The 13,491-nt window shown below is 44.5% G+C and carries 13 protein-coding genes; 7 read left to right on the forward strand and 6 right to left on the reverse strand.

Annotated features, from left to right (window positions below; all coding sequences use genetic code 11):
- Positions 1-2 precede the first annotated feature (2 nt).
- Positions 3-869, forward strand: coding sequence for a DUF4349 domain-containing protein (locus tag AS888_RS20185; protein WP_061143912.1), 867 nt, complete (start codon positions 3-5; stop codon positions 867-869).
- A gap of 49 nt (positions 870-918) precedes the next feature.
- Here the strand turns inward: AS888_RS20185 and AS888_RS20190 are convergent, their stop codons facing one another.
- The 4 genes from AS888_RS20190 to AS888_RS20205 all read right to left on the reverse strand — a co-directional run bounded on the left by AS888_RS20190 (position 919) and on the right by AS888_RS20205 (position 5,433).
- Positions 919-2,286 (reverse strand): amino acid permease, encoded by a 1,368-nt coding sequence (locus tag AS888_RS20190; RefSeq protein ID WP_061143913.1) that lies wholly within the window; start codon positions 2,284-2,286, stop codon positions 919-921.
- 315 nt (positions 2,287-2,601) lie between these two features.
- Positions 2,602-3,756: an endonuclease gene (locus AS888_RS20195; protein WP_061143914.1), complete on the reverse strand. Its 1,155-nt coding sequence runs from the start codon at positions 3,754-3,756 to the stop codon at positions 2,602-2,604.
- A gap of 208 nt (positions 3,757-3,964) precedes the next feature.
- Entirely contained in the window at positions 3,965-4,312 is a 348-nt protein-coding gene (locus AS888_RS20200) for a phage holin family protein (RefSeq protein WP_061143915.1), read from the reverse strand.
- A 230-nt stretch (positions 4,313-4,542) separates the two neighbouring features.
- Positions 4,543-5,433 carry a TetR/AcrR family transcriptional regulator gene (locus AS888_RS20205; protein ID WP_061143916.1) on the reverse strand — a complete coding sequence of 297 codons (891 nt, stop codon included), beginning with the start codon at positions 5,431-5,433 and terminating at the stop codon, positions 4,543-4,545.
- 479 nt (positions 5,434-5,912) lie between these two features.
- Here AS888_RS20205 and katA point away from each other — a divergent pair, with 479 nt between their 5' ends.
- A complete protein-coding gene (gene katA / locus AS888_RS20210) occupies positions 5,913-7,367 on the forward strand; it encodes a catalase KatA (protein ID WP_061143917.1) in 1,455 nt (484 codons plus the stop codon).
- A 142-nt stretch (positions 7,368-7,509) separates the two neighbouring features.
- Positions 7,510-8,703, forward strand: coding sequence for a M14 family metallopeptidase (locus AS888_RS20215; protein ID WP_061143918.1), 1,194 nt, complete (start codon positions 7,510-7,512; stop codon positions 8,701-8,703).
- Positions 8,704-8,822: 119 nt separating this feature from the next.
- Here the strand turns inward: AS888_RS20215 and AS888_RS25980 are convergent, their stop codons facing one another.
- On the reverse strand, positions 8,823-9,023 hold the full coding sequence (locus AS888_RS25980) for a hypothetical protein (RefSeq protein WP_155645568.1): 201 nt from the start codon (positions 9,021-9,023) through the stop codon (positions 8,823-8,825).
- Positions 9,024-9,112: 89 nt separating this feature from the next.
- On the reverse strand, positions 9,113-9,409 hold the full coding sequence (locus AS888_RS20220) for a hypothetical protein (RefSeq protein ID WP_260320320.1): 297 nt from the start codon (positions 9,407-9,409) through the stop codon (positions 9,113-9,115).
- Positions 9,410-9,704: 295 nt separating this feature from the next.
- Between AS888_RS20220 and purT the strand changes: the two genes are divergently transcribed.
- From purT to AS888_RS25310, 4 genes are all read left to right on the forward strand, one after another.
- Positions 9,705-10,862: a phosphoribosylglycinamide formyltransferase 2 gene (gene purT / locus AS888_RS20225; protein ID WP_061143920.1), complete on the forward strand. Its 1,158-nt coding sequence runs from the start codon at positions 9,705-9,707 to the stop codon at positions 10,860-10,862.
- A 249-nt stretch (positions 10,863-11,111) separates the two neighbouring features.
- Positions 11,112-12,485 carry an alkaline phosphatase gene (locus AS888_RS20230; RefSeq protein WP_155645569.1) on the forward strand — a complete coding sequence of 458 codons (1,374 nt, stop codon included), beginning with the start codon at positions 11,112-11,114 and terminating at the stop codon, positions 12,483-12,485.
- A 19-nt stretch (positions 12,486-12,504) separates the two neighbouring features.
- Positions 12,505-13,149 (forward strand): DUF4352 domain-containing protein, encoded by a 645-nt coding sequence (locus tag AS888_RS20235; protein ID WP_061143922.1) that lies wholly within the window; start codon positions 12,505-12,507, stop codon positions 13,147-13,149.
- Between the two features lie 105 nt (positions 13,150-13,254).
- The gene (locus tag AS888_RS25310; protein WP_081092541.1) at positions 13,255-13,407 is read left to right on the forward strand and encodes a YpzG family protein; all 153 of its coding nucleotides are present in this window, start codon (positions 13,255-13,257) and stop codon (positions 13,405-13,407) included.
- The last annotated feature ends 84 nt before the right edge of the window (positions 13,408-13,491 follow it).

Here is a 13,491-nt window from a genome sequence, read left to right on the forward strand (position 1 = left end):
CGATGAACCGGAAAAAAATGATGCTTATATTCAGCTTGTTCCTTTTGCTTGCGGCATGCAGCAACAATGAAGGTGATAATTCAGTGTCCGAATCGGGAGATGATAAGGCGAGTAGTAAAATGGATGCTTCCTTTTCCGGCGATAAGGAGCCGAAAGAAGAAGTGGCGAAACAAGAAGATATCACGGCCGAAAGGAAGGTCATCCATCAAGCTCAGCTTGAATGGAAGGTAAAGGACCTGGAAAAGGTACAGCAGAGGATAGAGGAGATGGCGGAGGAATACGGAGGCTATGTCGTCGAGTCCAATGTGTACCGGGAAAATGAAGAAAAGATGGAGGGAACGATAACGGTACGAGTGCCGGAAGCCCGTTTTCAGGATTTTCTTGCCGTTAGCGAAGGGGAAGCTTCGAAAGTAATCGGAAGAAATGTGACCGGCCAGGATGTAACGGAGCAATATGTGGATCTAAAAGCCAGACTGAAGTCAAAGAAGACTGTCGAGGAACGGCTGCTCGCTTTCATGCAGGAAGCCGAAAAGACGGAAGATCTGCTGAAAATATCCACTGATCTTGCCGCGGTTCAAGAAGAAATGGAGCAGCTGACCGGGCAAATGAAGTATTTGGAAAACCAAACGTCCTATTCAACGGTCACGATTACGCTCGCACAGGATGGCATCATTGTCCCGGGCATTGATAAAGCGGAATTGAATACTTGGGAGCGAACGAAGAAACAGCTTGCAACGAGTGCGAATCTTTTGCTTAAAGCCGGTTCAGGAATCATCGTATTTATCATCGGAAACTTGCCGATCCTCGTTATTTTAGGGATGGCGGGTCTGTTGGTCCACTGGGTGATGAGAAGAAGAAGGGAAAAATAAGCGTAAAAAAAAGAGAGTGCCCAAACTTGATAGGGCACTCTCCCTTTCTTTATCTTTTTCGTTTATGCAAGCCTGTCACATAATACAAGACTACCAGCAGTATGATCCAAATCGGACCGACGATCAGGGCGATTCTTGTATCTGCCGAAAAGCCGAGTATAACCATTACGAATACCAAGAAAGCAAGGGTTAAATAAGAAGTGAATGGGAAAAGGGGCATCTTATAGGATAAGCCTTGTTTTCCCCCAGGACTCATTTTCCGCCTTGAGATGATTTGCGTGATAAGTATGGTTCCCCATGTCCAAAGTGCACCGAATGTAGCGACACTTGTAACGTAACTGAAAACCTTATCCGCTTCCATGTAATTCAGGTAGACACCGAAAAGAAGCACGACAGCCGAAACGATAATGGCCACGCCAGGAACGCCCGATTTTGTCGTACGCTCGAAGCTTTTAGGTGATTCACCTTGCTGCGCCAGGTTGAACAACATTCTCCCGGTACTGAAGATACCGCTGTTACAGGATGATAGGGCCGCAGTCAGAACGACGAACTGAATGATTCCTGCTGCACCCGGTATGCCGATTTTGTCGAACATCATCACGAATGGACTGTCTTTACCATTCATTTGATCCCACGGAGTGATCGATAGAATGACCGTAAGAGCTAGGACGTAAAAAAGTAAAATACGATAAAAGACCGTATCGATGGCTCTTTTTAAAGATTTTTCAGGATTTTTGACTTCACCGGCGGTTACACCGAGCATTTCAATTCCCAAGTACGCGAACATGACCATTTGGAAAGAGAGCATGACACCGGAAATGCCATTAGGGAAAAATCCTCCGTGTTCCACAAGATTGCCGAATCCAACCGCGATTCCGCCGTTCCCCAATCCGAAGATGATCATTCCAAAGCCAAGAACGATCATAAGGATGATCGTAACGATTTTAACGAGGGCGAACCAAAACTCCAATTCACCGTATGCCTTTACAGCAAGAAAGTTGATGGTCGTCATGATGGCTAGAGCGGCTAAAGCCCATGCCCACTGCGGGGTTCCAGGGAACCAGAATTGCATGTAAATCCCGACCGCCGTAATTTCAGCCATACAGGTGGCTATCCAAACGAACCAATAGTTCCAACCGGTGATATAGCCGGCAAGAGGTCCGACAAATTCGCTCGCATAGCGGCTAAAAGAGCCTGCGACCGGATTTTTTATCGCCATTTCTCCCAGTGCCCGCATGATAAGATAGATCATGAGGCCGCCAATGGCATAGGAAATGATTATGGCAGGACCGGCCAATTTAATTGCTGATGCCGAGCCTAGAAATAGACCGACACCAATGGCTGCACCAAGAGACATTAATGCGATATGTCTTTCTTCCAATCCTCTGTGCAATTGAGATTCTTTGGAGTTTTGCATAGTTTTCCCCTTTTCTATGTTGGAGTTTCATCTTCCTATCTAGCATTTTATCACTAGTAGAGCCGCTTACGTATTATTTATTGATTTTTCACATAATATTACAACTAAATAATATATTTTAATAGATAGATTGTAAAGAAAAAAATGAAAACGCTTACCATTTAAGCAATCTAGTTTATTATTCGTCATGTAAATTTATTAATATCCAATTATATTGTTATTTAAACAAAGTTAAATTATGTGATTTTTCTAAAAATTTAGACTTCTTAAGTGGAAAGGGCTGTCCCATTTTCAAGGAACAGCCCTTTAACATGATTATTGCCAGATGGCGGAGGCCCATTCCGGATGATCGATGAATGGGTTTCGATTATGCTGATATTTATTATAAATGACCTCATTTCTGTTCCGCTCGAAGGCATCCACTGGATCCTGTGCATTCCATTGCAGCAGGACGGACAATTTCCCATGATAGGGGGCAGTGCCATTGTTCACTTGATTATTCAGCTCCAAATCTATTTCCCCGCCATCCCCCTCATAACGGACCGCCATATAAAATAGCATTCTGGCAACGTCGCCCTTGACGCTATCGCGCGGCTCCCATGAATCCGAGTCATAATAGTTCCCTTTCGCTTCCGAGTGTTCGGAACCGCCATTATCGAAATCAAGGTTGTTTCTGGTACTGTTGACCGAAACATCAGCTGGGCGAAGATGATGTAAATCGGTGCCTGGTCCTAAAGTGGTCCCGAAGTTTCCATGTGATTTTGCCCAAACATGCTCACGATTCCAATCATTGACGCCAGATCCATTCACCGTCTTTCCTTGAGAACGGCCTGTATATAGAAGAATGACATTATTGGGGTTATTCGGATCCTCATCGGTTTCCCGTAAAGCGCCCCATACATTATCGTACGATATTTCATCATGGTCATCGATGATTTCATGAAGTGCACTCTTTAGCGCAGAACCTGTTTTTCCAATCGCAGTGTCATAGTATGAGCCCGCCCCTGGTGTCCCTGGAACTGAAGCGTCACTTGATTGTATCGCAGTTACATTCTTTATGCCTGGATGGCTGAAATATGCACCAAGCACACCGGTAATCGTTACTTTTTTCCCTTTTAAAGCAGGGTTCGATTTTAATCCGAATTCAGGGCGAAAAGAGGCGGGAACCTGAATATAGGCCATGTTGGTCATGTTTGTTTCCGTAGGGCTGTCAGCTAATGCCAAGGCATAATCGTTTGGATAGCCGCTCGTTATGACTACATTGGCAGAAGTTGGCTGACCCACCACATACCCAGAGACCGTCTTGATTGCGCCGTCTTGATTGGAAATGGCCTGGGCGACGGAATAAGGAGAGGACAAAGAGCCAGCTCCAGCCGCTGCGGATGATGAGGCGCCGGTAAGAACGGGAATAAAGAAAGCAAGCACGAATAAAAGGGAAAGGATAAATCTTGGTTCATGTTTTCTGAACATGTTATTCCTCCATAAATCGATTCATGTTCATTTCCAGGGGAAATGGCATGTATATGTAAGATTATGGGTGGAACCCGTTTTTTCCTTCTGGTTTGTCAAAAATGAGAGAATACAGCTAGTGATGGCTGGCGGAATATAGGGGAATAGCCCGGGAAATATCGAAGCTTGTTAAGGAAGGTGATCGGATGCGAAAAAAACCGCCAGCAGCCTACTGACGGTTTTTTTTATTCTTTTTTATGAGCAGGCTTTGAATGAAACTCAATAACAACGATCCGATTAAAGCTCCCCAAAAGGAATATATGTCAAAGCCACTGACTACGTAGGAAGTGATTTGGAATGTGAAGGCATTGATAATGAACGAAAACAATCCGAACGTCAGGATGGTGATCGGCAATGTAATCAGCTGTAATATGGGTCTGACCAGCAAGTTCATGATGGATAATATGAAAACCGCCAGCAGGGCTGTACCGTAAGATTTGATCGTGATGGAGTCGAGAAGCCAGTCAATAACGAGCAATACTAACCCGTTGATAAGAAAACGCATGATTATATTCATGAAAAACTCCTCCTGAAGTCACTCTACTACAAGCCATTATACTAAAATTTCATGAAATCAGTTATATGTTTGCAGAATTGTCACAAAAAAAGAGAATCATGGTGCCGATTCCTTTGCCAAAAGCAAAAGACCCCATGATAGGAGTCTCCGTTTGCCGGCAAAAGGGGGATTAATCCTCTTTCGCTTCACCATTATCAAGCCAAGCTCACACGATACAGCTTCACTTCTCCTTAGCTATTGGCAACGATCTTTTCGAATGTACTCAATTCCTCCGTATCCTTAAGCTTTGGGTTGGTACTTAAAGACAGCAGGGCGCTTTCAATGAGAAAGATGCGCGGATCGGTGTTTTGTAGAAACTCCTCTTGGACAAAGTGGATTAATTTCAGGTTTTTTACACGTTCTGCTTCATCATCCTGACAAAGCTTGAAGATCATTTTTTTTAAGGCATTAGCAGAGTTCAGGAGTGCTGTATGAAAATCCTGCTGTGTATGGAACATTTCAGGCAGCCATTGCTTGATGACATCCGGTTCCAAAAGCTGTGCGTTGGCTCGGCTCACATCTTCGATAATGGTTGAAATCCTATCGACACAATATCGGATGATTTCTGTAGGGTTGAAATCAGGCTCCTTAGCCATCGCGTTAAAATGGATCGTTTGGTGCATCATCCCTGAATAAAGGATGGCACAGTCCAGTATATATGGTTTTTTTTCGGCACCGAAAATTTCGAGAAACCGACTTGAGAGCCAATGTATATTTTGGAATTTAACATGTGTAATGAAGTTTTTCAGATCGGTGTCATTTGAAATCATGATCTCTTCATATAAAGTAAATAGTTTACTACTCTTATTGGAGTGGATTTGCAATTCGGATTGCTTAATGAATATTTCAATATCTGCAAGATTTTGTCCAATAAGCAGTTCATTTCGCTCCTTTTCGAATTTTTCCTGGGCGGAAACGAAGACTGCCTTAAGCAATTCACTTTTAGAAGAAAAATAGTTATAAAATGTTCCTTTTGAAATGCGGCTATAATCTAAAATATCCTGAATGGATGTTGCTTGATACCCCTTTTCAATAAATAATTCGTGTGCATATTTAACTACAAGTTGTTTCCGCTCATTCATCTATATCACCCTTAGTCTTATTGGCTGGACATTTTAACGTAATAGTATCTCATTTTCCGAGCGAACACAAACCGGTATATTCCCGATATCCCTAGTAGATTAAGGGGTGAGGCTGCTTTATCACATATAAAAGAGTGGATTGCCTAGTGAAAATGGCTGCGGTCCAATCATAAAACGAAAGGGGCTTCAGGACAGCCCCGTGGTTGGCCATCCTGTTTCTCGATTACTATGCCATTGGAAGGAGAATGGATAAAATCGATTTTCATGGAGGAATATCGCAGATAAGGGGCGTATACCATTATTAGGAATTCATTAGTGGCATTGGATTGAAAACCCTTGGAATGGAATGTTCAGGTACATGATCATCAATCTATTAATGAATTGATTATTATATTAAAATTATTATAAATAAGTATTGATTTTTTCTTGATAAGCTTTATCATTATATACATAAATAATAATGAAAAGGTGGTTCAATTATGACGAATAAGAAAAACCTTACAACAAGCTGGGGCGCACCAGTCGGGGATAATCAAAACTCAATCACGGCTGGCCAACGCGGTCCTGTACTCATTCAAGACGTGCACTTATTGGAAAAACTGGCCCACTTCAATCGTGAGCGTGTGCCTGAACGTGTCGTTCATGCGAAAGGTGCCGGTGCATTCGGCACTTTCGAAGTGACGAACGACCTTTCTCAGTATACGAAAGCTAAACTTTTCAATGGTGTTGGCAAGAAGACGGATTTATTTATCCGTTTCTCAACGGTGGCCGGTGAATTGGGCTCCGCGGATACAGTACGTGATCCACGTGGATTCGCGGTTAAATTTTATACGGAAGAAGGAAATTACGATATCGTCGGCAATAATACGCCGGTATTCTTCATTCGCGATGCAATCAAATTCCCTGATTTCATCCATACACAAAAGCGAGATCCTAGAACACATTTGAAAAATCCAACGGCAGTTTGGGATTTCTGGTCACATTCGCCAGAATCTTTGCACCAAGTTACGATCTTGATGTCTGACAGGGGCATTCCGGCAACGCTTCGCCATACACATGGCTTCGGAAGCCATACATTCAAATGGGTGAATGATGAAGGAAAAGGCGTTTGGGTGAAATATCACTTCAAAACAGAACAGGGCATCAAGAACCTGGATGTTAATCTAGCTGCAAAACTAGCAGGCGAAAACCCTGATTATCATACGGAAGACCTTTTCAATGCCATCGAAAAAGGAGACTTCCCGGCATGGAAACTTTATGTTCAAATCATGCCTTTGGAAGATGCGGACACATACCGTTTCGATCCGTTCGATGTGACGAAGGTATGGTCGCAAAAAGATTATCCGTTAATTGAACTTGGCCGGATGGAATTGAACCGAAATCCGGAAAACTACTTTGCTGAAGTGGAGCAAGCCACGTTCTCACCGGGAACATTCGTCCCTGGAATTGAAGCCTCCCCAGATAAAATGCTTCAAGGACGTCTATTTGCCTATGGCGATGCCCACCGTTACCGTGTTGGCGCGAATCACAACCACCTTCCGGTAAATCGTCCGAAGGTGGAGGCGAACAACTACCAGCGTGATGGATTCATGCGGGCAGATGACAATGGCAAGGGCTCGGTTTATTATGAACCGAATAGCTTTGGCGGTCCTGTGGAATCAACGGAAAATAAAGTCGCTCCTTTTGAAGTGACTGGGCAAGCTGCCCAAGTCGGCCATAATTCCGATGATCACTACACACAAGCGGGCGACTTATACCGGTTATTGAGTGCCGAAGAGAAAACCCGCCTCGTGGAAACGATCGTCGGCGCAATGAAGCCTGTCGAATTGGAAGAAATCAAGCTTCGTCAAATCGGCCACTTCTACAAAGCCGATCCAGAATACGGAACACGCGTCGCCGAAGGTTTAGGCTTGGCGGTCCCGCAAGAAGCGTAATATGTAACCCGTTTAAGCAGGCATCCATTGGATGCCTGCTTTGTTTTTGTGAAGTCAGGATGGGGCGGCACTGCCGGGTTTTGGTGCATTAGCCATAATTCATTAAAATGAGCATACACATATGGGTAAGGGGAGGTGCAATATGGACGTTTATGTGAGGCAGAATGACTCTATATGGTATTATAGCCAATTATTCAAGGTCAACTACCAACTGATCATTGATTCCAATCGGGGAATCGATCCACAGGGCCTCATGATAGGACAGCGAATCAAAATTCCCGGCTTTACGTCGACGGCTTATAAGATTAAGCGGGGGGATTCATTATGGGCAATTGCCAAATCACGTAATCTTTCATTGGAAGCCTTATTTGCGGTTAATCCTGGCCTCAACCCGAATGCCCTGCAAGTCGGCCAGACGATTGATGTGCCAGTAAGGATTACGTGGAGGCTCACACAAGGGAATCAGAACTATGACTATGAGACATTGCTTGCCGATATTGGACGGCTGAAAAACATTTACCCTTTTATTCAAACATCCCCGATTGGCGACTCGGTGTTAAATAGGGATATCCCCGAAATCCTCATCGGGCAGGGGGATAAACGCATTCATTATAATGGATCGTTTCATGCGAATGAATGGATTACGACCCCAGTGATCATGACCTTTTTAAATGATTATGTGTTGGCAATCACGAATCAAACGGATATCCGCGGTCTTTCCATGTTGCCCTATTATCAAAAGACGCTTCTGTCGATCGTCCCGATGGTGAACCCGGATGGAGTGGAATTGGTGCAAAACGGCCCGCCGGCAGATGAGACATTGAGAGCGAGGCTCGTGGGATGGAATAGTGGCAGCGAGGACTTTTCCGGATGGAAGGCGAATATCAATGGCGTCGATCTGAACGATCAATTCCCCGCAAAATGGGAGCTGGAGCAGGCCCGCAACATGGTAAATGAACCAGGCCCGGCCAATTATTCGGGAACAGGGCCGCTTACACAGCCAGAAGCGATTGCGATGGCAAATCTAACGAGAAAGCGCGACTTTGCGAGAGTCCTCGCATTCCATACTCAAGGAGAGGTCATTTTCTGGGGGTTTGAAGATATGGAGCCGCCAGAGTCTGAAACGATAGTCAATGAGTTTGCGAGGGTAAGTGGCTATGAGCCCGTCAAGTCGGCCAATAGTTACGCAGGGTATAAGGATTGGTACATTCAGGACTGGCGGAGGCCGGGATTTACCGTTGAGCTTGGTAAAGGAACCAACCCGCTTCCTATATCCCAGTTCGATGAAATTTATCAAAAGTCACTTGGGATCTTCTTGGCAGGCTTGTATATGTAAACGCTGAACATGCAAAAACGCTCTGCTCCCAGTCGATGGGGGAAGAGCTTTTTATCTTATCGATTATTGAGATAAAACGATGAGGGCTGCTGCAAAAAATAAGTAAAGGTACGCTTTACTTATCGATTGCAAAAATAAGTCGCTATTAAGCCTAAAAAATAACGGTCATCCGCCATTATTGGTCCAGGATATTGCAGCCCCTGAATGATAGGTACTCTAATCGTTTTGCGGTAAAGAAGTTTACCCTCTTTAGCGCCTGTATCGGCCCCGCCTACGCCAGATACTTTGACGGCCACGCATGCCATCCAACCTATATTCATTATAATAGAAAGCGCTTACATTTACAAAAATATTCGTAGTGCAAATTTCGACATTCCAAGCTTTCATTGAAGGAAAGCTTGAAGTCAGTTTACATTTCCATGAAATCCTGAAGCTTTTTCGTTAGCCCTCCCTTGCCGAATTTTATCGGTTTTGCCCGCCCTATCGTTTGTTCCGAATCAGATGCGTATTCGAGAAAGGCTAAAAGATTGATCCGCCGGTATAGAATATCGATGATGCCATAAGCATGGAACCAATTATCAATCGTATTGTAAACCCCTCTATTCAGGGCATATTGCTGCTGGCACCAGTGGAAGAACATTCTGTCTGGAAGGTTAAGGTGCTCCATCTCTTCCAGTCGCCCATGCTTCTTCCGTTTTTTTTTCAAGTGATATACAGCCCAGCCTTTCCTTTTGCATAGTGTCTGGCCCCCTTTTTTTTGAAATCGAAAAGCCCCCTATTCAGGTGAATAGAGAGCCTCCAGTTAACTGGTCAGCGTATTTCTTTTTCTTATAAGAAAAAGGATAAACCGATTATTCTTAGTTGTCAAGTTGGTATTGTAAATCCGTCACTTTTTAATTATTTGAGTCATATTTTCAGAGTGAGTTACTATAAATACGAATGAAAATTATATTTTTTATGTTATAGTTCGTATATAATGGGTTTGAAGGGGGAGAGGCTGTATGTATAAATCAAAAAAGATTTTATTATTGGGCTCAGGTGAATTGGGGAAAGAAATCCTGCTTGAGGCACAGCGTCTTGGGGTGGAGACAGTGGCAGTCGACCGTTATGAACATGCCCCTGCCATGCAGGTCGCCCACCGCAGCCATGTCATCAATATGCTGGATGCAGCACAGCTTCGGGGAGTCGTGGAAAAAGAACAGCCTGATTTGATCGTCCCGGAAATCGAAGCCATCGCTACTGCAGCATTAGTGGAATTGGAAGAAGAGGGCTTTCCCGTCATTCCGTCCGCGAGGGCAGCAAAATTAACGATGGACCGTGAAGGAATCAGGAGACTGGCTTCCGAATCCTTGAACATTCCGACTGCCGCCTACAAATTCGCTGATACATATGAAGAATTTGTCCAAGCTGCCAAAGAAATCGGCTTTCCGAATGTCATAAAACCGCTGATGAGCTCCTCTGGGAAAGGGCAAAGTGTGTGCCGCACGGAAGCTGACCTAAAAGAGTGCTGGAAAATCGCCATGGAAGGCGGCCGGGTTCAAAATGCGCGTGTGATCATTGAAGAATTCATCCATTTTGATTCGGAAATCACATTGCTGACAGTCCGAGCCGTAAACGGGACCCTGTATTGTGCGCCCATCGGCCATATTCAACAGGGCGGGGATTATATAGAATCGTGGCAGCCGCATGATATGACGGAAGCCCAGATAAACGAAGCGAAGCGGATTGCCCTAGCCATTACGGATGAACTTGGAGGATACGGATTATTCGGAGTCGAGCTTTTCCTTTCAGGGGATAAAGTCTATTTCAGCGAAGTATCTCCCCGTCCGCATGATACGGGACTTGTGACATTAGTGACACAGAATTTATCCGAGTTTGCCCTGCATGTTCGAGCGATCTTGGGATTCCCCATCCCGGAAATCCATTTGATCACCCCAGGCGCTAGCCGCCCATTAAAGGCGTCCGAGGAGTTGGCGGAATATTCGATCGTTGGTGTTGATAAAGCTTTGGCTTTACCGAATACGGAGGTGCGCCTCTTCGGAAAACCAGTCACCAAGATTGGGAGAAGGGTGGCCGTTGCCCTCTCATCCGCTGCTTCAATCGAAGCAGCGAGGGAGAATGCGGCCCGGGCTTTGGAATGCTTAACGGTGAAGAAGTAAGAGGGAAAGGCGCTCCTGCAATGGAGTGCCTTTTTTTTATGGCATGAATTTATCACCTCACCTTTAGTGCTTGCTTCTTATTGTCCTCATCAGAATATGCTGCCGGTGTAATGAGCTTCGCCATTAAGCGCTGGATTTACTTTGTCTTCACATTAATCCTACCGTATTTTTACATCCCCTTGACACTGTGTTCATTTTTGCCCTTTATAGTTTAATTAAATATTCAAACATTAAAGGGAGGTCATTCATTTGAATCGTACATGGAGTAAAAAGGTTTTGCCGCTTACGCTGGCATCGGCACTGACAGTTGGAAGTTTAACTTGGTCTGCATCAGAATCTGCATCGGCAAGGGGCAAGTCGAATGAAGATCCGGAAATCAGGAATGTCATCTTCATGATAGGTGACGGGATGGGTGTTTCCTATACGTCCGCTTACCGGTATTTAAAAAATAACCCGAATACCATGGTGGCGGAACGGACAGAGTTCGATAAATACCTGGTTGGTCAGCAGATGACATATCCGGAAGATGCTGCCCAAAATATTACGGATTCAGCTTCGGCCGCAACGGCAATGTCTTCCGGCGTGAAGACTTATAATGCCGCGATTGCGGTGGATAATGATAAATCCGAAGTCAAAACCGTCCTCGAAGCAGCGAAGCAAAAAGGAAAAGCGACTGGATTGGTCGCCACCTCCGAAATCACTCATGCGACACCTGCATCATTTGGCGCTCATGATGAAAACCGGAAAAACATGAATTCGATTGCCGACGATTATTATAAAGAGCTGATCAAGGGCAAGCATAAAATCGACGTCCTCTTAGGCGGCGGAAAATCCAATTTTGTCCGCCCGGACATCAATTTGGCGAAGGCCTTCAAAAAAGACGGATATAGTTATGTGACGGATAAGAAACAAATGCTCAAGGATAAAAATGAGCAGGTGCTAGGTTTGTTCGCTTCCGAAGGACTCCCGAAAATGATCGATCGCCCAAGTGAAACGCCTTCCTTGAAAGACATGACCAATTCGGCGATTAAGCGTCTGGATAAAAATAAGAAGGGGTTCTTCCTGATGGTCGAGGGCAGCCAAGTCGATTGGGCTGGACATGATAATGACATCGTTGGCGCCATGAGTGAAATGGAGGACTTTGAAAAGGCATATAAAGTGGCGATAGAATTTGCGAAGAAAGACAAACATACCTTGGTAGTGGCAACGGCAGACCATTCAACAGGAGGATTCTCGATCGGTGCCAAAGGTATATATAACTGGTACGGTGAACCGATCAAGGCGGCCAAACGCACCCCGGACTTCATGGCGGATGCAATCGTAAAAGGGGCCGATGCTGAAAAGACTTTAAAGCAATTCATCAATCAAAAGAAATTGAAGCTAACGAGCGAGGAAATCAAGTCGGTAACAGATGCGGCCGAAACAAAAAATGTCACGAACATCGATAACGCCATAGAAGCAATTTTCGATAACCGGACGAATACAGCATGGACCACCGGAGGACATACGGGTGAAGATGTACCGGTCTATGCTTATGGACCTTATAAAGAACGTTTTGCCGGGCAGGTCGATAACACGGATCATGCCAAGATCATCTTTGAGCTATTAAAGAAACAGAAATAACATTTCGGGGAGGGATTCCATGAACAGACTGATAATAGGTGCCTTTATATTGACCACATTCGGGGCTCTTAATACCCAACCTGCATTTGAAGAAAAGGCGGCTAAAGAAAAAACGGAGGAGATGGGCGCTCCACTGGTGAAGAAGGATGTCTATGTTCCGAATCCACAGCTGCCTGATGATAGGAAGCTAACCCAAATCGGCCAGGATGTCTCGGATGCAAAGGGCGAACTGACATTGAAGGCCTTTAAAAAAGTGAACGAAGCAATCAATGTTGGACCAATCGAGGTAACGGTCAAAGAAATGAAGGTAATGCACGTTACACCGGATTACAGCATGATTGATTTCTTTCATGGCTATACACATGCTGAGGATTTCGACATCGTAAAAGTGAAGGTTGATATCAAAAACAATAGCGATAAAAAGATCAAGTTCTCACCGGTCGCTTTTCTGGAAACCAATAACGGGGAACACCTTCCATGGGAGGATGATATCTACTTGGAGGAACTGAACGGCGAAATGGCCGGGAACGGTACGAAAAGCGGCAATGTAGGCTTCATTGTAAAAAAAGGGGATGTGACGGGAATTACCTTCATGACAAGTGATGCGGTCAATGGTGAAGGGAAGGTCCTGGCAAAGGGGAAGTCGGTTGAGTTGGAATTTTGAAGGAAATGTTGTATGAAAGAGATGCAAAAATCAAATACTAGAGCAAGTGATAGGGATTCTTATCACGGCTGAAATATCCAAATCCTAATGATGGGGTGACACAGAATGAGTTATAAAGATCATTTAGATCCACATTCTCAAAAGTTTCACCATAATTGGACAAGACCTAAGCGTTCGAAGTCTCAAGTTAATGGCCATACGGAAGTATCGCAAACAAACATTATCCTAAGAAGCAATGCAAAGGCTCACAGGTGGTAACGGATATTTCGACTAAGAAGGAGACTCTTATTGAGTCTTCTTCTTTATATTTCATGGCGATGTGTTAAGAAAAATGGCAAACAA

This window comes from Peribacillus simplex, assembly GCF_001542915.1.
Lineage (GTDB): Bacteria > Bacillota > Bacilli > Bacillales > DSM-1321 > Peribacillus > Peribacillus simplex_B.

Bases quoted from the DNA above. Each gene is read 5' to 3' on its own strand.
- AS888_RS25980 (WP_155645568.1), bottom strand. From the start codon at position 9,023: ATGAATATAGGTTGGATGGCATGCGTGGCCGTCAAAGTATCTGGCGTA.
- AS888_RS20235 (WP_061143922.1), top strand. From the start codon at position 12,505: ATGAACAGACTGATAATAGGTGCCTTTATATTGACCACATTCGGGGCT.
- AS888_RS20185 (WP_061143912.1), top strand. From the start codon at position 3: ATGAACCGGAAAAAAATGATGCTTATATTCAGCTTGTTCCTTTTGCTT.
- AS888_RS20190 (WP_061143913.1), bottom strand. From the start codon at position 2,286: ATGCAAAACTCCAAAGAATCTCAATTGCACAGAGGATTGGAAGAAAGA.
- AS888_RS20205 (WP_061143916.1), bottom strand. From the start codon at position 5,433: ATGAATGAGCGGAAACAACTTGTAGTTAAATATGCACACGAATTATTT.
- katA (WP_061143917.1), top strand. From the start codon at position 5,913: ATGACGAATAAGAAAAACCTTACAACAAGCTGGGGCGCACCAGTCGGG.
- purT (WP_061143920.1), top strand. From the start codon at position 9,705: ATGTATAAATCAAAAAAGATTTTATTATTGGGCTCAGGTGAATTGGGG.
- AS888_RS25310 (WP_081092541.1), top strand. From the start codon at position 13,255: ATGAGTTATAAAGATCATTTAGATCCACATTCTCAAAAGTTTCACCAT.
- AS888_RS20195 (WP_061143914.1), bottom strand. From the start codon at position 3,756: ATGTTCAGAAAACATGAACCAAGATTTATCCTTTCCCTTTTATTCGTG.
- AS888_RS20215 (WP_061143918.1), top strand. From the start codon at position 7,510: ATGGACGTTTATGTGAGGCAGAATGACTCTATATGGTATTATAGCCAA.
- AS888_RS20200 (WP_061143915.1), bottom strand. From the start codon at position 4,312: ATGAATATAATCATGCGTTTTCTTATCAACGGGTTAGTATTGCTCGTT.